Below are 18,813 nucleotides of genomic sequence, written 5' to 3' on the forward strand. Positions count from 1 at the left end.
ATCGGACGGCTTGAAGTCGCCTTGCCAATGGGATTGATAGGGCGCTCAAACAATTTCTTTGCGGAAAGACTGATTCATGGCTGACCACGGCATCGCGCGCGACCAGTTGCGCGCCTTCATCGAACGCATCGAACGGCTGGAAGAAGAAAAGAAGGCTATCGCCGACGATATCAAGGAAGTCTATGCCGAGGCCAAGGGGTCGGGCTTTGACACCAAGGTGATGCGGCAGATCGTGCGCATTCGCAAGCAGGATCGCAATGAGCGCGCGGAACAGGAAGCGATCCTCGATCTGTATATGCATGCGCTCGGCATGGCCGACGCAGGCTCGCAAGCCGAGTATGACGAGGCTGCCGAATAAGACGCCCGGCGGTTGCGGACCAAAAAAAATGCCGCGCGCATATTTGCGTGAAATGGCGATTGCCCTAGGCACGATTGGATGTTTGGGCCCTGCGTTTGCACCTTTTGGAGTTTCAGGGCAAACTTGAGCCAATAGTCGGCTATCGCATGCTCCGAGGGGATCGATATTGGTTGCAAGCCAGCGCGACACCAGCCGAAGTGCATTCCGCGCCGTTTCGACGCGGGCGGTGCGCAAGCGGGACAGGTTTGATTATTGGCAGAGCCAGTTTTCTCGTGTCGCGCTTAGGCCAGGCGATCTTGGGCAGGCTCGCAATTTCGACGGCCACATGCGCTATTTCAACAGTGAGGAGGGTGCAACCTTCTCGCTGGCGCGCAACGGCGACACGATTGCCGATTTCGCAAAACCCGACGGCGAGTTTTTGCTCATAAGCCAGGCAATTGCCGGCGGGGCAAAAATTGTGGGGGCCGATGGCGAGGAAATGGAGATTTCTCCGCTATCCGGGATCACGGTGGTCGACGGCACCCGCCCGGTCACCACCCGGTCGCAAAGGCACGTTCAGTTGTGCCTGGTCATTCCACGAGCCTTCGCCTTGAATGCGCTTGATGCGGACATCGATTTTCCCGATCGAGGCGTGTTTACCCTTAAGAGTTCAGGCATGGCGCGCATGCTCGCGGCCCAGATGGCCAACTTCGCGCGCGAAGCCGATTTTCTTAAGGCCGATGAAGCGAGGCTGGTCATGCGCGGTCTTGTCGATATTGCGCTGGGCGCTGTCGCGGGGGCGGGGGACGCCCGAGCCAACGAGCCGGAAGCCGGTGGCGCTTTGTTTGGAGCTGCTGTGCGTCTTATCGCTGCCAATTTCAGCGATCCGAACATGACCGCGGCGACAATCGCCCAGGCCATGGGCTGCTCGCGCGCCCGACTTTTCCGCGAGTTTGAACGGTGCGGCGAGACCGTGGGCCAAACAATCCGGAAATACCGAATGGAACACGCCTCCAACATTATCGTTGCGCCGCGACCCGAAACCATCGATCAGATCGCCTATAAGTGCGGCTATCGCAGCGCGTCCGCATTCACCCGGGCGTTCAAGGGCCATTTCGGGATAGCGCCGCTGCACTATCGGAATCGATCCGCTCCCTGATCGTCTCGGAGTGGCGCCAGCGTGTCAGCACGGGCTGGATTTAGACGATCTGCATATGATTGAGACGCACTGCACGGCGCTCCTCCTCTATGGTTCCCTCCGACGACACGAGGGATCTCGCAAGGGGGGTATTTGATGAAGATTGGTTCAAACGGGCCAGGACACAGTCTTCGGCGCGGCGCTTGTGGTGGTCTGTCAGTGGCATTGGCTGGCATGGCGCTCGGCTTTTTGGCGTCGCCGGCAATTGCGCAGGACAGTTCGGTTTATCTTGCGACTCAGGAGATGGAACCCGCTCAGGCGTTCGAACTCTACGGGGTGTTCTCGGAGCTCAATTTTTCCAGCATTTCGCAGGACAACAGCGTTTCCCATCCGGTCAGCTCGCGCAACATCGGCCTGCGGGTCGGAGCCATTGTCGTGGCCGCTCCGCTCAATTCGGTTATTGTCCCGTCCGTGACCGTGAACGGAATATCGGGGTCAACCACAAATCCATTCGCGACGATCGATACCACGGGCCGAGCCGTGGGAGCGGATGTCTTTGCCAGCTATGCGCTCACGGAAAAGATAGATCTGACGGCGGGGGCCGGCATAAGCATTGGCCGCAACGAGCTGACCTTCAATGGGGGGGCGGTGCCATCGATCACCAATCTGCAGACCTATTTCGCGAGCCTGGGTCTTGGATATGTGCTGTACCAGAGCGAGGGGATGACCGTCAGGCTGAGCGATCGGTTGACTTTCGGGTACACCCACGCCGATTACGATCCGCTCAACTCGGTCGACGAAAGCTCGGCGCGTACACTGGAAAATCGTCTTTCTTTGTCGGCCTTTTACGATTTGACGGACGCCACCACACTGGACGCCGACATCAGCCTGGTCAATCTGATCGTCGCTCAGCAGCTGGAAGCCGAAAATCCGCCCGATCGCATGTACGGGCTTGTTTCGCTCGGCATTTCTCACGAGGTCGCCGACAACATCGATATTTATGGACGCGGCAGCATTGTTGCCGGCGGCACGCGCACCGGCTCGGTGCTCGGCCAGATCGGGATCAGGACACGGTTTTAGGGGGTCGTTATGAAGGACGCTACGAGACGCAAACTGGCACTGGCATTTGTGCTGTTCATTCCGTGCATGGGGCGCCCGCCGGTCATGTCGGAACAATCCTACTACCAGCGATTGGATGAAGATCTCAGTGCCGCGGAAATGGCGCGGCTCTATCAGCAATATCTGGCGCAATCGGGATTTCGCACCGGGACGTAAGCGGCGCCCGCCGCAGGTTCCGACAGATTTTCCGGGGCGCCCAGGCGCCCCATTTCTTTGCCATGACGGGCGTGATGCACCGGGGTGTCAGAGCCCGGTCGTTCCAGGCGCCTGAAGACCGCGAAAGGCGGGCTCCTTTGCGCCGATCGCCGTCAATGCGGTTGCGACGATGCCGAACCGATCGAGACCGGCCTGCGCGTACATATCGCCTTGACCAGCCTGTTCAATATAGCGGTCGGGCATGACGATCGGTCGGAATTTCAAACCGCTGTCGAGCAGGCCAAGCTGGGCCATGCGGGTTGCGACATGCGATCCAAAACCGCCCATGGCACCTTCTTCTACGGTTATGAGCACAGCGTGATCGCGGGCGAGGCGTGCAAGCAGATCCTCGTCGAGCGGCTTGGCAAAGCGGGCATCGGCAACCGTCGTTGAAAAGCCGTATGCACCGAGCGTTTCGGCGGCGGCCATACATTCGGCAAGGCGCGTCCCCAACGACAGCAGCGCGATGGTCGTGCCTTCCTTGAGGACGCGGCCCTTGCCAATGGTGAGCGGGACACCGGTCTCGGGCATTTCCACGCCGACACCTTCACCGCGCGGATACCGGAATGCTATGGGACCCTCATCATAGGCAGCAGCGGTCGCCACCATGTGGCGCAATTCGGCTTCGTCGCCGGCAGCCATCACCACCATTGAAGGCAGGGTGGCGAGATAGGCGATGTCGAACGCGCCCGCATGGGTCGGGCCATCGGCGCCGACATAGCCGGCCCTGTCGATGGGAAAGCGCACAGGCAGTTTCTGGATCGCCACATCGTGGATGACCTGGTCATAGGCGCGCTGGAGAAAGGTCGAATAGATTGTGCAGAAGGGTTTGAGACCTTCGGTCGCCAGCCCGGCGGCAAAGGTCACGGCGTGCTGTTCGGCGATACCCACATCGAAGCTGCGCTCGGGGAACTGTTTTGAAAACTTGTCTATGCCGGTGCCGCCCGGCATAGCGGCCGTGATCGCCACAATGGCTTCGTCCTTTTTCGCCTCGGCGATCAGGCTCTCGGCAAATACCGAGGTGTAAGATGGCGCATTTGAAGGCGCCTTGGCCTGCGCGCCGGTGATGACGTTGAACTTCGAGACGCCGTGATATTTGTCCGCGGACTCTTCGGCAGGAGCGTAGCCCTTGCCCTTTTGCGTCACGACGTGGACAAGGATCGGGCCGGTTTCGGCATCGCGCACATTGCGCAGCACGGGCAGCAGATGATCGAGATTGTGGCCGTCGATGGGGCCGACATAATAAAAGCCCAACTCCTCGAACAGCGTGCCGCCGGTCCAGAAACCGCGGGCATATTCCTCGGTCTTGCGCGCCTTGTCTTTGATGAAGGGGGGCATGACGCTGTCGACGAACTGCTTTGCGGCATCGCGCAGCCCGCGATAGGCGGGGCCGGAGACCAGCTTGGCGAGGTAGGCGCTCATCGCCCCGGTCGGGGGCGCGATGGACATGTCGTTGTCGTTTAATATGACGATGAGGCGCGCATCCATGGCACCGGCATTGTTCATGGCTTCATAGGCCATGCCGGCGGAAATGGCGCCGTCGCCGATAACGGCGACCACATTGCGTTTCTCGCCCTTGAGGGCCGAGCCCACGGCCATGCCGAGACCGGCCGAGATCGATGTCGATGAATGGCCGGCGCCGAACGGGTCATATTCGCTCTCGCCGCGCTTGGTGAAGCCCGAGAGACCGTCCTTCTGGCGCAGGCTGCGGATGCGATCGCGACGGCCGGTGAGAACCTTGTGCGGGTAAGCCTGATGGCCGACGTCGAAGATGATGCGGTCGTTGGGCGTATCGAAAATATGATGCAGGGCCACGGTGAGTTCGACAACACCAAGACCGGCGCCCAGATGACCGCCGGTGACCGAAACCGCATCGATCACCTCGGCCCGCAACTCGTTGGCAAGCTCGATCAACTGCTCGCGCTTCAATCCCTTGAGATCGGCTGGAGACGCGATCGTATCGAGCAGCGGAGTGGCGGGTTTGTCGGACACTTAGTTGGCCTTATGACTGACTTCAGACGGCATCACCATGCTGACCTGATGTAGTCAGCCGGCGCCGTTTTGGCAACCAAAGAGGACAAGACTGTGTCAGTTGGCCCGGCTGTCGTAATGAACCCAGATGGTTTGGCCCTGCGTGAATTGCGAGCTCGAATGGCCAAGCGAGGCCGTACGGGTAAAGCCGTTCGCAAGCGTTACGTCGTCGCTTCCTGCCCCCGTGGCATCGGCGGCGCCGTCGAAGGCGAACTGGCTGCTCGATAGGGTCGCCGATGTCAGTAGTGTCGCATCGCTGGCTGTCAGCTGCGGCGCAAAGAGCGTTCCGGCATCGACGGTGAGGCTGGCCATGGCATTGGCCGTGGCGGCGTCGAGTTCGGTGGATGCCGTGACCTCTGTGCCCGGCATGACGGCGCCCTCAAACAGCGAGGCGAAGGCGTCAAGTTCGGAGGCCGGGTCGAGCGAGGCAGCCTCGATGGCATCGCCAAAGCTGGGGCGCATCGGGAGTTCGGCCGTTGGGAGCGGGGCTGAGGGGGCCACCGAGGCGGCCACGGCAGGAGTAAACCGGGGGCGCGGCTGGGGCGTGGGTGCATCCTGGACATTGGCCACGTCAAAGGTACCGCCACCCGAGGGTGCGTATGCCGAGGGAGTTGATGCGCGCAACTCAGCCATGGCCCGCGACATGGAAGGGGGCAGGGGCGCGTCTTCAAGCGTTGCGGACGTATCGGCCATGGCGACCTGTCGGGTCATTTCGGCGGCATCGATCACCTGGAAGGGGATGGTCTGAGGCGCGGGCGCATCGGCAACCATGGTGCCGGCGATCAGATCGGCCGGGCGGACTGGCGGAGCGGGCGGTTCGATGCTGGCAAGCTGGACGGGCGCTGCCGTCGCAGCCGCAGCTTGAGATGATGCGGGCCGGGTCGGTGCCGAAGCCACAGCCTGCGGGGCGGGCTGTGGCGCAGCGCTGTTTTCATTGCCACCGGTAATCATGTCCCAGAGCGTGCGGGGACGATCGCTGTCGGCTACCTGCACGGCCCCCCCGGTCATTGCAGCGCCCGCATTGCAGGGCACACGATGGCAGCGCTGCCATTCGGCCTGGGCTGCCTGATAGCCCTGCTGGGACAGCACGCGGCCATTGGAGGCCACATGCATTGTGCGGCCATCTGGAAAAATGTCGCGAAGCTGGGCTTCTGTCATGCGCGGCCAGGCGCGCACCGAACCTGTATCGAGATGGACGAAGGGGCTGCCCGATGTGGGATAATATCCCACGCCGCCGACCTGCTTGCGCATACCCAGGGCGCGCAGCGTGGCGATTGGCACGCCGGGAATGAAAAAGTCTATCGCCTTGCCCTTCATGTGCTGGGAATTTTCGGCAACGCCGGACGAATTGGCAGCCAGCATGGCGTTGGTCTGGGGCGAGCGGTAGGCCGAAACGATGTGGATGGGCTGGGTGGCGCGGCTCTCCTGATAGACTTCCCACAAAAGATCGAACAACGCGGGGTCCATGTTGGCCGGCTCGTTGCGGCGCCAGTCGCGCAAAAAGACGTTCAGCGTCTGAATAGCCGACTGAATGAAGCGCCCGTCGCGCTTGTAGACGATGCGGATCGTTTCTTTGGTGTGGGTGTAATAGAGATAGATCTCGCGCTCGCTGGCAGCCTGAGCCGGCATGGTGAACGGCAACAGACTGGCCAATGCGATTGCCACGGCCAGAATTGTCCGCATTACCCGATCGACTGGTTGGAAAGCCCTACTACGCGTCACGCCCGGTTGGCCCGTTTTTGTGTCAAACTCGATGGCACCCTAGCAACAAACTCATGCGAGATTGTTAACGCTAACGGGATGTGTACGCCACCCCTGTGCCTTGCCCAGAACTATGGAGCCTAGCGGAAAAAGGCGGCGCGAGGATGGCGGGAAACTTACCGAAGGCTTAACCTGTCCGGATGCCTCTCCTGCTAAAGCCCCAACATTTCAATGATTTTGGCGTTGTGGCCGTAAAGATCGGCAAACGAGCGCACGGTGCCATCGGGGCTGATCCTCAAAGTGAAATAAGCCAGATGGACGGGCACCTGCCGGTCCATATTGAACCAGCGCTCGCCCCCGCCCAGCGTTCCCTCGAGCGAGGCAACGCTCAGGCTGGGCTCATACTGGAGCAGGGCTTCGGCAAAACCGAACGGGTCCTGAACGCGCACGCAGCCATGGCTGAGCGCCCGCATGGAGCGGTCGAACAGATAGCGGGCATTGGTGTCGTGCAGATAGACGTCATGGGAATTGGGGAAAAGGAATTTCACCTGCCCCAGGGCGTTCGACGCGCCCGGCTTCTGGCGCACCCGGAACATGGACGGGCTGGCGCGCGACCAGTCCACCATCCAGGGATCGATCGCCTGGCCCTGATAGAGCAACTCCATGTTCTGGCTGGCGATGTAATTGGGATTGCGCGATACCTGGGGGAAGATTTCGGCCGAAAGAATTGAAGATGGCACGTTCCAGTAGGGGTTGGTGACCACGTGGCGGATCATGTCGGAAAACAGTGGCGTCTGGTTCTTGGTCGTACCCACGATGATCCGGGTGTTCCAGACCGAACGGCCTTCCCTGTTCACGTCGAGGCGGAATTCGGGAATGTTGACGAAGACATTGAATTCGCCGAGGTCCTCGGGCATCCAGCGCCAGCGTTCCATATTGGCGACGATATCGGCGCGGGTGGCGCCGTTTGCCCCGTTGATGGCGGCAATGGTCGCCGGACCGACGACGCCATCGGGGTTTAAACCGATGGTGTTCTGGAACGTTTCGACCGCCCCGGCAAGAGCGGCATCGTATAGGAGAGGATCGGTTTGTGCTGCGCCAAGGCCGAGACGCTCCCGCAGCGCAGGAACGCGCGGGTCGGTCATGCCCAGCTTAATGAGCTTGCCATCGGCGATCGGGGGGAGATCCTCGATATCGCCGGCGTAATGGCTGGCCAGCAGTTCGCGCAGGGCGACAAATTCGGGATGGGTCGGATGATAGCTCAAGAGCACGGCAGCAGGATCACTCGCCTGAGCGACCGCCGAAAACAGTTCGGCCTCGTTTACGCTCTTGGGGGCCACGTCGATATAGCCAGAGACCGAACGCGGATCGAGCCGGCCGGCGTAGGCGTCATTGGCATACTGGAGGATGGCGGCGGAAAATCCGGTCTCAAGCGAAGCCAGCGCCGCAGGGTCGCCGGAGGCCGCATCCAACGCTGCCATATCGATCATATAATCGTCCGGATTGAGGCCCTGGAGATACGCGTCCTCGAAAACGGCCAGTACCTGCTTGGCGGCGCCGGAGAAAGCGATACCGTCATCGGTTTGGGTCAGCCATAGCGGTTCGAAATGACGCGCGCCGTAGAAATAATAGAGCCGGGATGCGTCGTCGGCTGAGCGGCCGGAGCGTGCCTCGGTCATCGACTCGCGCAAGCCATCGCGAATGGTTTGCTCAAGCACGTTGCGCGGCGGCGCAATCATTATGCGCGTCGCCTGGACGCCGTCGATCATCACCGTCTCGAACGCGGTGGCCGTCGCGCTGAAAGATAGAAGTGAAATGCCCGCGAGAGCCCCCAAAAGGAGCGCTTTGAGCCCTGAGTTCAAAGTCTTCATCATGCCGCACCAAGCCATTGGCGCACCCGTCCGCCCTGCCGGCGAATCTTTGCTGTGCGCGAACAAGAGAAAGTTTACCGGCTTTGCTTGATCCCGCAAGCAACGTACCGGCTTGGTGAACGTGTTCGTGAGGTCTTTGCGGCTTTCAGGCAACATCGGCATCTCCCTCAAGTCCGTATTCCTTGAGCTTTCGGTAAAGGGTTGAACGCCCGATGCCCAATTGCCGGGCGACCTGCGCCATGCGCCCCGCATTGTGGTCGATGGCAAAGGCAATCAGGTCCTTTTCGATATCGGCCAGCGGCAGCACGTTGCCGGTGGCGTCGAGGAAGCGATCGGGGATGGCTGCAGGTGTTGCGTCGGGCATTCGTGGCAACCCCATAGCGTTATCGATATGGACCGGCGCTGCAGGCGTAAAGCCGGCGGGACGATCTCCCTGGGCGACGCTGCGGCCCTTTTCGGTGGCCAGGATCTGCGGAAAATCTTCGGGCCGCAGTATCGGGTGCTCGGCCAGCACCACGGCGCGGAACACGGCGTTTTCGAGCTGACGGATATTGCCGGGCCAGTCAAAGCCACAAAGCATACCGAGCGCCTGGGGCGAGATCGCCGTGACCCGGCGGCCCTCTTCTGCGGCGAAGCGGGCAATGAAATGATCGACCAGATTGGCGATGTCATCGCGGCGCTCGCGAAGGGGCGGCAGGTAAATGGGAAAGACATTGAGGCGGTAAAAAAGATCCTCGCGGAACGCGCCATCGCGGGCAAGATTGAGCAGGCGCCGGTTGGTGGCCGAGATCACCCGTACGTTGACCTTTATGGGACGAGTGGCGCCGACCGGTTCGATCTCGCCCTCCTGGAGGGCGCGCAGCAGCTTGACCTGGGTATCGAGGGGGAGTTCTCCCACTTCGTCGAGAAACAGCGTCCCGTTATGGGCTTCGCGGAATTTTCCGGCCGCGTCGGACACTGCACCGGTAAAGGCGCCCCTGACGTGGCCGAACAGTGTCGATTCCACCAGATTTGCGGGGATGGCACCGCAATTGACGGTAATGAACGGCTTGCCGGAACGGTCGCCCGAACCCTGGATGGCGCGGGCCAGCAATTCCTTGCCCACACCGGTTTCGCCTTCGATCAAAACGGGAATGGTGCTGGCCGCGGCCTTTTTGCCCAGCGCCATGGTGCGCGCCATTGCATCGCTTTTGGCGATGATGTGGGCAAACGAGAAGCTGCCGTCACGCCGTGCGCGCTCGGCCTTGAGGCTGGATTCGAGGGTGCCGAGCTTGAGGGCATTGCGTAGCGAGATGGTGATGCGCTCGGGTGCCACGGGTTTGACGAAGAAATCGACGGCGCCAAGCCGCATGGCGGAAATGACGGTATCCAGTGAGGTCTGAGCAGTCTGGACGATCACGGGGATGGCGATGGTTTCGCGCCGCAGCGCCTCGAGCACGGCCATCCCGTCCATCTCGGGCATCACCATATCGAGGATCACGGCGCCGATGCCGGGTTTTGTGCGGAGCAGGTCGAGGGCTTTTGCGCCGGAGTCCGCTGTCAGTGCGGTAAACCCGGCCTTGGCGACGACTTCCGAGGTCAGACGAGATTGAACCGGATCATCGTCGACGATCAGAACCTTATGCATATGCAACACAACTCCAGCCTAAAAACGCCGGCGCACGCGAATCGAGAGTGTGCCGATTTGGGTCAGGCTAGGCTTGATCGATTAACAGGGTTTTAAGGGTGGGCCTGCTGGAAGGTCGGAGGCGATGAGGATAATGTCGGCACCACAGCGGGGAATCTACGGAGCGGCGATGCAGCGGCCAAAACCCTTGCGGCAGGACCAGTTGGATGGCCTGATCGCCTTCAGTGTTCTTGCGAGAACGCTAAACTTCCGGGCTGCGGCACGAGAGTTGGGCATTTCGCCTTCTGCCATGAGCCATGCGATCCGGTCGCTGGAAGACCGTTTGGGCGTTGCCCTGTTTGCAAGGACCACCCGCCAGGTCGGGCTGACCGAGGCCGGGGTCCGATTCTGCCAAGCGCTCCTGCCTGCCCTTGATGGCATTGCCGACGCCATTGGTGCGATCGAACTGTTGGCGACCGAGGTGTCCGGAGAGCTCAGGCTCAACGTTCCCATCGCCGTTGCGCCGAAGCTTGTTGCGGACATTGTGGTGCCCTTCATGGCGAAGTACCCGGACGTCCACGTGGAGGTGCACGCGAGCGACAGTTTCGATCCGGTCTTCCAGGACGGGTTCGACGCTGGCGTGCGGTTTGGCGAAACGCTCGATCCCGACGCCGTGGCGATCCGGTTGACCGAGCCGTTCCCCATCGGCTGTTACGGCAGCCCGGCCTATATCGGATCGCGTGGTGAGCCTGTCGCTCCCGGTGACCTCGATTGTCACGCCTGTGTCGGGTTTCGCGGTGCTGACGGACACGTCCAGCCATGGAACCTGATCGTAGACGGCGAGCATCGCGATTTTACCGTCGCCGGAGGTCTTACCGTCAGCGACGCCACCTCCAATCTTGCTGCCGGGGTAGCAGGTGCGGGGCTCATACACGCAGCCGCGCCGCTGGCAGAGCACTTTGTGTCTTCGGGCGCGCTGGTGCCGGTTCTCGGGCCGTACTGGCCCATGACCTCGGGCCTTTTTATCTATTATTCCGGGCGCCGGCAAAAACTTGCCAAGCTTGCTGCCCTGATTGCCTTCGTGATGGCACGAACCGCTCAAAGCGCGGCCGTCATTCCGCCATCGACGAACACGGCCGACCCTGTAAGATAAGTCATTTCGGGTGCGCACAGAGACAGAGCGGCCCGGGCCATCTCCTCGGCAGATGCTATGCGCTTGAGCGCATGGACGTTGGATTGGGCCCAGACGCCCACACCAGCCTGCCAGACGGCGTCCGGCGCGTTCTCCATGCCGGATTGGCGCCGGATCATCGGTGTATCGGTGGCTCCGGGGCACAGGGCGTTGATGCGGATGTTGTCAGCCGCATATTCGAGCGCCGCGGTCTGGACGAGGCCGACCAGCGCCCGTTTGGATGCGTTGTAGGCGACAAGGCCGGGCCGGGCTCCCTCAGCATTGGCCGAGGAGGTGACAAGAATAGTGCCGCCGCCATTTTCCCGCATCAGCGGGATCTGGGCTTGCATGCACAGAAAGACACCGCGCACATTGGTATCCTGGATATCGTTCCAATCCTCGAGGCGCGTTTCGTGGAAGGGCTGGCTGGCGCTGATGCCGGCATTGTTGAAAGCGATATCGGGTGGACCGAAATGCTCAAGGCTTCGGTCGATAAAATTTGTCACCGACTCGGGATCACGCACGTCCGCACGGATATATACAGCGTCTCCGCCGGCGGCAGCGATCTCTGCCTGGAGCCCGGTTCCCAGGTGTTCGCGGCGCCCACAAAAGCTGACGCGGGCGCCCTCGGCGGCGAAGGCGAGAGCGGCTGCCCTCCCGATTCCCGAGGTGGCGCCGGTAATCATGACGGATCGACCCACGAACCGCCGCTGCTCGCCGGGCACTTTGACGATGTCGGGTCCCGGACGCAGCGCGCCTGCGGCCAGTGCACCGGCGGCGGCTCCCGCCGCACCTGCCCCGGCCAGGGCTCCACCAAAGAACAGACGGCGAGACAGTTTTGGTGCTTCGGGCATGGCAAAGTCTCCTGATTGATTTCAGGTGCCATAGTGTGCGGGGTTGGTTGTGTTCATAAGCCCGATTATTTCGCACGCCCTGTGTGGGTCGCACGCACAATCCCGCCCGTGGCAGGGGCGCTTGGCACGCTGGCGCTCAACGATTAAGGTCGCCGCAAAATCCAACCCCGGAATTTCGCCCATGACTTTGTCCCAGCCGCAATCGACCCACAACCAGTTCGGCCAATTGCCCGAATGGGATTTGAGCGACCTCTATCCTGGCGTCGAGTCCGACGCGCTGAAGGCCGACATGGCGTTGCTCGAAAAAGAGACCAGGGCGTTCGAGGCGGACTATAAGGGCAAGCTCGAGAAACTGGCGAAAGAAGGCGGTCTCGTCGATGCGGTCAGGCGCTATGAAAAGCTCGATGAGGTTTTCGGACGTCTGGGATCGTTCGCCTATCTCAATTATGCGCAGAACACCGGCGACGGAGACCGGGTGAAATTTCTCGGCGACACGCAGGACAAGATGACCGGGCTTTCGACCCGGACGCTGTTTTTCACGCTCGAGATCAACCGGATAGAGGATGAAGTGCTCGCTGCGGCGTTCGAAAGTAGCGCCGATCTGGCCCATTACAAGCCGTGGTTTGACGAGTTGCGCAAGTCGCGACCCTACCAGCTCGAGGACCGGGTGGAAGAGTTGTTCCACGACAAATACGTCACCGGACACGCCGCATGGAACCGACTGTTCGATGAGACGATGGCGGCGCTCAAATTCGAAATCGACGGTGAAACACTCGGGCTCGAACAGACGCTCAATCTCTTGAGTGACAAACAGGAGGGCAAGCGCGCGGCGGCGTTCAAGGCTTTGAGCGTGACGCTTTCGGCCAACAAGAAGCTCTTTGCCCACATCACCAATGTGATGGCCAAGGACAAGGAAATCTCCGACCGCTGGCGCGGCTACGAGGATGTGGCCGATAGCCGGCACCTCGCCAATTCGGTGGAGCGTGAAGTCGTCGATGCGCTCGAGAAAGCGGTGCGGGAAGCCTATCCGCGCCTGTCGCATCGCTACTATCAGATGAGGGCGAAATGGTTCGGCAAGGACAAGCTGGACGCCTGGGACCGCAATGCGCCGCTGCCGACTTCGGATGATCGCATATTTGATTGGGAGACGGCCAAGACCACCGTGCTCGATGCCTATGGCCGGTTTTCACCCAAGCTGGTCGAGGTGGCGCAGCCGTTTTTCGATAGCGGGTGGATCGATGCCGCTGTCAAGCCCAACAAGGCGCCGGGCGCCTTTGCGCACCCAACCGTCACCACCGCGCATCCATACCTGATGCTGAACTATATGGGACGTACCCGCGACGTGATGACGCTGGCCCACGAGTTGGGGCATGGCGTGCACCAGCGCCTTGCGGCGGGGCAGGGCGAGCTGATGGCGCCCACGCCGTTGACGCTGGCGGAGACGGCGAGCGTCTTCGGGGAGATGCTGACCTTCCGCGCCATTCTCGATGTGACGAGCGATCCGAAACAGCGCTTTGCCCTGATTGCCTCGAAAATCGAGGACATGCTCAACACCGTGGTGCGGCAGATCTCGTTCTATACGCTGGAGCGCAAGATCCATCTGGCGCGGCGCGAGGGCGAATTGCGGCCCGAGGAGATCGATGCGTTCTGGATGGAAATCTCCACCGAAAGCCTCGGGCCGGGGATCAGGCTCAACGATGGCTATGAGGTTCTGTGGAGCTATATCGGGCATTTCATTCACGCTCCGTTCTATGTCTATGCCTATGCGTTCGGCGATTGCCTTGTGAACTCGCTCTACGCACAGTATGAAAAGTCCAGTGCCGGGTTTGCCGAAAAGTATTTCGACATGCTGAGCGCCGGGGGCTCGAAACATCATTCGGAACTTCTGGCGCCGTTCGGACTGGATGCCCGCGATCCGCAATTCTGGTCGTTGGGTCTGTCTATGATCGAAAGACTCATTGACGAACTTGAACAAACTCAGCCCTAAAGGGCACCAATTCAGACTCGAAAAATTCAGGGGAAAGCTGCGATGGCCGAACAACAGGTCGCAACTTATTCAGACAAGCCGATCAGCGAAAAGCAGAAGGAAAAGGAATTCGACGAGCATACGAGCACGTATGCAGCGTTCCTTTCCGGTACCAAGTGGAGCGTCATCTCCACAGCAGCAATCCTGGTGATCCTGTATCTGATCTTCGTCCACTAAATCTCCCGACCCTTGGGGGAAGTGGCCATTTTGCTGCGGGCCATAAGAGGTAGAGTTTCATGAAAATTGCCGTAATGCGCGAGCGCGCGGGGGGAGAAACCCGCGTTGCAGCGACGCCGGAGACGGTTGCCAAGCTCATCGGGTTTGGTGCGACCGTCAGCGTCGAAAAAGGGGCAGGGGAAGCGTCGCGCATCCTCGATCAGTTTTACAAGGATACCGGGGCAAGCGTGGAAGCGAGCGCCGCGGCGACCGTCAAGGGCGCCGACGTGATCCTTTCGGTCCGACGTCCCGAGGCATCGGCGCTGACCGGGGCCGCCAAAGGCGCGCTGGTTCTGGCCACAGCCGATCCGTTTGGCAATGAAGCTGCGTTGGCGGCATTGGCCAAGGCCGGGCTTTGTGTTTTCGCCATGGAGCTAATGCCGCGCATCACGCGGGCCCAGGTCATGGATATCCTGTCCAGCCAGGCCAATCTCGCCGGCTATCAGGCGGTGATCGAAGCATCGATGGTCTATGATCGGGCGCTGCCGATGATGATGACGGCGGCGGGCACTGTGCGCGCCGCAAAGGTATTCGTCATGGGAGCCGGTGTTGCCGGGCTGCAGGCGATCGCTACCGCAAAGCGCCTTGGCGCGGCGGTCTCAGCCACCGACGTGCGGGCTGCGGCGGGCGAGCAGGTGGAATCGCTCGGTGCGAAATTTATCATGACCGAAGCGCTCAAGGATGCTTCGGGCACTGGTGGATATGCGCGCGAATTGACCAAGGACGAGCAGGCTGCGCAAGCCGAACTGGTCTCGGGCCATATCGCCAAGCAGGACATCGTCATCACCACGGCGCTGATCCCTGGGCGCCCCGCGCCAAAGCTCATTACCAAGGCGATGGTTGAATCGATGGCGCCGGGTTCGGTGCTTGTCGACCTGGCAGCCGAGCGTGGCGGCAATATCGAATTGACGGTTCCGGGACAAACGACCGTCCACAAGGACGTAACGATCATCGGGTTGCTCAATCTGCAGGGCAAGATCGGAGCGACGGCGTCCCAGCTCTATTCCAAGAACCTTCTGGCCTTCCTGGAAACCATGATCGACAAGGAGGCCAAGGGTCTGAAAGTCGATTGGGAGGACGAGCTGGTCAAGGCAACGCTCCTGACACGCGACGGCGCAGTCGTGCATCCCAATTTTGCCGGGTCTGCCGATGCGGCACCGGCGGCGAAAAAGGCTCCCGCCAAGGCTGCTGCCAAGGCGCCGGCCAAAACGGCCGCCACCGGCAAGACAGCCGCTCCCAAGGCAGCACCGAAGGCCGAAAGCAAGCCGGTCACCAAGGCACCTGCCAAGTCCGGCGCTTCGGGCAAGGGCCGGGCGGCCAAGGTGGCAACTGCGGGCGCGGTTTCGGTTCCGGCCGACGAGACGCCGGCGGTCAAGCCCGCCGCAAAATCGACGGCGGCAAAGAGCGCTGCCGCAAGCACGGCAAAATCCAAGGCATCAGCGGCCAAAAAGCCGGTAGCAAAAAGCGCTGCGGCGAGCAAAGCGCCGTCCAAGAGCACAGCAGCCAAAAAGCCGGCGGCGAAAAAGCCCGCGGCCAAAAAGACGGATGGAGACGTATAATGGGCGGTGTCGTCGATCCCTTTTTCTTTTTCCTCTCGGTGTTCGTCCTGGCGATCTTCGTGGGCTACTACGTCGTCTGGTCGGTAACCCCGGCCCTTCACACCCCCCTTATGGCGGTGACCAACGCGATCTCTTCGGTGATCGTGGTGGGCGCGCTTTTGGCCGTGGGCGTGGCCAGTGTCGGTGAACCCGGCCCGGCGCGCTGGTTCGGTTTCGTTGCGCTGATCCTGGCATCGGTCAACATTTTCGGGGGCTTCCTCGTCACCCAGCGCATGCTGGCGATGTACAAGAAGAAGGGCTAGGACCATGATTTCCGCAAATATCGCGGCCCTGGCCTATCTGGTCGCCGGGGCACTGTTCATTCTCGCGCTGCGCGGGCTGTCCTCGCCCACCACGGCGCGCCGGGGCAACACGATGGGCATGGTCGGCATGACCATCGCCGTTCTGACCACGCTGGCCATCGCAGCACCCACCGATCCGTTCGCCTGGGTGCTGATCATCGGCGGGCTGGCCATCGGTGGTGGCATCGGTGCGTTTATCGCGCGCGGCGTCCCCATGACGGCAATGCCGCAGCTGGTTGCGGCCTTCCACTCGCTGGTCGGCCTTGCCGCCGTGTTCGTGGCGGCTGCGGCCCTTTATGCACCGGTCGCGTTCGGGATCGGCGAGCCGGGGCATATCCATGTGCAGGCGCTCATCGAAATGAGCATCGGCACGGCGATTGGCGCGTTCACCTTTACCGGCTCGGTCATCGCTTTCGCCAAGCTCGACGGCCGCATGAGCGGCAAGCCGATCCTGTTGCCGGCCCGACATCTGCTCCATCTGGGCCTGGGTGCGCTGCTGGTCATTCTGATCGGTGTGTTCTCGGTGACGCAGGATCCGATCCTGTTCTGGGTCATCACCCTGATCGCGCTGGCGCTGGGCGGGCTTATGATCATCCCGATCGGCGGGGCTGACATGCCCGTGGTCGTTTCGATGCTCAATTCCTATTCGGGTTGGGCGGCGGCCGGCATCGGGTTCACGCTGGGCAATACGGCGCTGATCATCACAGGCGCGTTGGTGGGGTCTTCGGGTGCTATCCTTTCCTACATCATGTGCCGGGCCATGAACCGGAGTTTTATCTCGGTCATTCTTGGCGGCTTCGGGGGCGATGACGCCGCTGCGGCCTCCGGTGATGTGGAAGAGCGCCCGGTCAAGCAGGGGTCGGCCGAAGACGCAGCGTTCATCATGCAGAACGCCTCGAAAGTCATCATCGTGCCCGGTTACGGGATGGCGGTGGCCCAGGCCCAGCACGCGGTGCGAGAGATGGCCGACGAACTCAAGGCTGCCGGCGTCGAGGTTTCCTACGCCATCCATCCCGTGGCGGGCCGTATGCCGGGGCACATGAACGTGCTGCTGGCCGAGGCCAACGTGCCGTACGACGAAGTGTTCGAGCTCGAGGATATCAACTCCGAGTTTGCCCAGGCCGACGTGGCGTTCGTGATCGGCGCCAACGACGTCACCAACCCCTCGGCCAAGACCGACAAGACCTCGCCGATCTACGGCATGCCGGTTCTGGACGTCGAAAAGGCGGGCACCGTGCTGTTCATCAAGCGCGGCATGGCAGCCGGGTATGCTGGGGTCCAGAACGAACTCTTCTTCCGCGACAACACAATGATGCTGTTCGGAGACGCCAAGAAGATGACTGAATCCATCGTCAAGGCGATCGGGCATTGAGCGGGCCCATCCTTACTTGAGAAAAGGGCGGCGTTCGAGCCGCCCTTTTTTTACGTGCAGCCGCGGTCCGGCGGGCATACAGTAGCAGCCTTGCTCTCAAGTGCCGGAGGACGACGATGAGCATCTTGATGAATCCCTATCTAGGTTTTTCAGGCGAGGCGCGCGACGCGCTGGCCTTTTATGCGGGTATTTTCGGTGGCGAGCCGACCATGATGACGTTTGCCCAGGGCGGCATGCCGCATAAGCCCGGGCAGGAGGATCTGATCATGCACGGCCAGCTCGACACGCCCGATGGCATGACGCTGATGGTATCGGACGGGTCGCGCACGCCGGGGCAATCCCAGGACGGTTATTCTATTTCGCTCAGCGGTGACGACGACGCCAAACTGAGCGGTTTCTGGGAAGGCTTGAGCGCGGGAGGCGAGGTGATGCAGCCGCTCGTGCCCGCTCCGTGGGGCGACAAGTTCGGCATGCTGCGCGACCGGTTCGGCACCAACTGGATGGTCAATATCGCGGGGCAGATGCAGTAACATTTCTGTGCGTACTTGAGCGGTCTGTCGCCAATGGCCATGTTGGCGCCAACGCAAAGGACAGAATATGACTCAATCCATCCGCATCGACCTGTTCACCGACATCATTTGCCCCTGGTGCCTGATCGGCACCGCAAGGCTCGATCAGGCACTGGCGACGTTGCCCGAGGGCGTGAACGTCGAGATATTACACCATCCATTTCTGCTCGACCCCTCGACACCGCAGGAAGGGGAGAACACCAGGAAAAGGCTCAAGGCGAAATATGGCGGCGATATCGACGCCATGCAGGCGCGCGTTCAGACCGCTGCGCGGGATGCCGGGGTGCCGCTGGATATGAGCGTGCAGCCAATGAGCTATCCCACCATCATGCCCCACACGCTGATCCGTTCGGCGGCACCCGAGCACCAGTATGGTTTGGCCAAGGCATTCGCCGACGCCTATTTCCTTGAGGGCAGGAACATTACCGATAAAGAGCTGCTAGCCGACATCGCCGCCGAGCACGGGTTCACGCGCGAGGCGGCGCTGACGCTGATTGAAGACGAAGCGGAAAACGACATCACCAAGGCCATGGCGGTTTCGGCCAGCCAGCAGGGCATCAACGGCGTACCCTTCTTCATCTTCAACAATCAGTTCGCCATTTCCGGCGGTCAGCCATTGGAGGTGTTTCAGCGGGCTTTTCGCGTCGCACTGGGCGAAGAAGAGTTGACCTAGACGAGCTAATCTTCCGGCGGTATCAGGGAGCGGG

16 protein-coding genes and 1 pseudogene are annotated in these 18,813 nt (G+C 61.3%); 12 read left to right on the forward strand and 5 right to left on the reverse strand.

Annotation, left to right across the window (positions count from 1 at the left end):
- Positions 1-76: 76 nt before the first annotated feature.
- From ACP148_RS02020 to ACP148_RS02035, 4 genes are all read left to right on the forward strand, one after another.
- Positions 77-358, forward strand: a complete 282-nt coding sequence (locus tag ACP148_RS02020) for a DUF2312 domain-containing protein (RefSeq protein WP_014131671.1) — start codon at positions 77-79, stop codon at positions 356-358.
- Between the two features lie 166 nt (positions 359-524).
- Entirely contained in the window at positions 525-1,496 is a 972-nt protein-coding gene (locus ACP148_RS02025; RefSeq protein WP_421950963.1) for a helix-turn-helix transcriptional regulator, read from the forward strand.
- Between the two features lie 198 nt (positions 1,497-1,694).
- Positions 1,695-2,555 carry a hypothetical protein gene (locus ACP148_RS02030; RefSeq protein WP_421950964.1) on the forward strand — a complete coding sequence of 287 codons (861 nt, stop codon included), beginning with the start codon at positions 1,695-1,697 and terminating at the stop codon, positions 2,553-2,555.
- 9 nt (positions 2,556-2,564) lie between these two features.
- Positions 2,565-2,750 carry a hypothetical protein gene (locus ACP148_RS02035; protein ID WP_421950965.1) on the forward strand — a complete coding sequence of 62 codons (186 nt, stop codon included), beginning with the start codon at positions 2,565-2,567 and terminating at the stop codon, positions 2,748-2,750.
- An 87-nt stretch (positions 2,751-2,837) separates the two neighbouring features.
- On the opposite strand, the gene dxs is transcribed toward ACP148_RS02035, so the two are convergent.
- From dxs to ACP148_RS02055, 4 genes are all read right to left on the reverse strand, one after another.
- Complete coding sequence (gene dxs / locus ACP148_RS02040; RefSeq protein ID WP_421950966.1) at positions 2,838-4,781, reverse strand: 1-deoxy-D-xylulose-5-phosphate synthase; 1,944 nt, start codon at positions 4,779-4,781, stop codon at positions 2,838-2,840.
- A 96-nt stretch (positions 4,782-4,877) separates the two neighbouring features.
- Entirely contained in the window at positions 4,878-6,503 is a 1,626-nt protein-coding gene (locus tag ACP148_RS02045) for a DUF882 domain-containing protein (protein ID WP_421950967.1), read from the reverse strand.
- A gap of 230 nt (positions 6,504-6,733) precedes the next feature.
- Entirely contained in the window at positions 6,734-8,395 is a 1,662-nt protein-coding gene (locus ACP148_RS02050) for a L,D-transpeptidase family protein (protein WP_421950968.1), read from the reverse strand.
- A 142-nt stretch (positions 8,396-8,537) separates the two neighbouring features.
- Positions 8,538-10,019 (reverse strand): sigma-54-dependent transcriptional regulator, encoded by a 1,482-nt coding sequence (locus ACP148_RS02055; protein ID WP_421950969.1) that lies wholly within the window; start codon positions 10,017-10,019, stop codon positions 8,538-8,540.
- A 133-nt stretch (positions 10,020-10,152) separates the two neighbouring features.
- Here ACP148_RS02055 and ACP148_RS02060 point away from each other — a divergent pair, with 133 nt between their 5' ends.
- Complete coding sequence (locus ACP148_RS02060) at positions 10,153-11,151, forward strand: LysR substrate-binding domain-containing protein (protein WP_425033081.1); 999 nt, start codon at positions 10,153-10,155, stop codon at positions 11,149-11,151.
- On the opposite strand, the gene ACP148_RS02065 is transcribed toward ACP148_RS02060, so the two are convergent.
- Positions 11,097-12,023, reverse strand: coding sequence for an SDR family NAD(P)-dependent oxidoreductase (locus ACP148_RS02065; RefSeq protein ID WP_421950971.1), 927 nt, complete (start codon positions 12,021-12,023; stop codon positions 11,097-11,099). The two genes, ACP148_RS02060 and ACP148_RS02065, sit on opposite strands and share 55 nt — an antisense overlap.
- 181 nt (positions 12,024-12,204) lie before the next feature.
- Here ACP148_RS02065 and ACP148_RS02070 point away from each other — a divergent pair, with 181 nt between their 5' ends.
- The 7 genes and pseudogenes from ACP148_RS02070 to ACP148_RS02100 all read left to right on the forward strand — a co-directional run bounded on the left by ACP148_RS02070 (position 12,205) and on the right by ACP148_RS02100 (position 18,779).
- Positions 12,205-14,010, forward strand: coding sequence for a M3 family oligoendopeptidase (locus ACP148_RS02070; RefSeq protein ID WP_421950972.1), 1,806 nt, complete (start codon positions 12,205-12,207; stop codon positions 14,008-14,010).
- A 42-nt stretch (positions 14,011-14,052) separates the two neighbouring features.
- Positions 14,053-14,226: an aa3-type cytochrome c oxidase subunit IV gene (locus ACP148_RS02075; protein WP_421950973.1), complete on the forward strand. Its 174-nt coding sequence runs from the start codon at positions 14,053-14,055 to the stop codon at positions 14,224-14,226.
- Between the two features lie 59 nt (positions 14,227-14,285).
- A pseudogene (locus ACP148_RS02080) lies at positions 14,286-15,560 on the forward strand (Re/Si-specific NAD(P)(+) transhydrogenase subunit alpha); the annotation flags it as partial.
- A gap of 131 nt (positions 15,561-15,691) precedes the next feature.
- Complete coding sequence (locus tag ACP148_RS02085) at positions 15,692-16,126, forward strand: NAD(P) transhydrogenase subunit alpha (protein WP_421951498.1); 435 nt, start codon at positions 15,692-15,694, stop codon at positions 16,124-16,126.
- Positions 16,127-16,133: 7 nt separating this feature from the next.
- Complete coding sequence (locus tag ACP148_RS02090) at positions 16,134-17,537, forward strand: NAD(P)(+) transhydrogenase (Re/Si-specific) subunit beta (protein WP_421951499.1); 1,404 nt, start codon at positions 16,134-16,136, stop codon at positions 17,535-17,537.
- Positions 17,538-17,653: 116 nt separating this feature from the next.
- On the forward strand, positions 17,654-18,067 hold the full coding sequence (locus tag ACP148_RS02095; RefSeq protein WP_421950974.1) for a VOC family protein: 414 nt from the start codon (positions 17,654-17,656) through the stop codon (positions 18,065-18,067).
- A 67-nt stretch (positions 18,068-18,134) separates the two neighbouring features.
- Positions 18,135-18,779, forward strand: coding sequence for a DsbA family oxidoreductase (locus ACP148_RS02100; RefSeq protein ID WP_421950975.1), 645 nt, complete (start codon positions 18,135-18,137; stop codon positions 18,777-18,779).
- Positions 18,780-18,813 lie beyond the last annotated feature (34 nt).

The organism is Pelagibacterium sp., assembly GCF_965249125.1.
Lineage (GTDB): Bacteria > Pseudomonadota > Alphaproteobacteria > Rhizobiales > Devosiaceae > Pelagibacterium.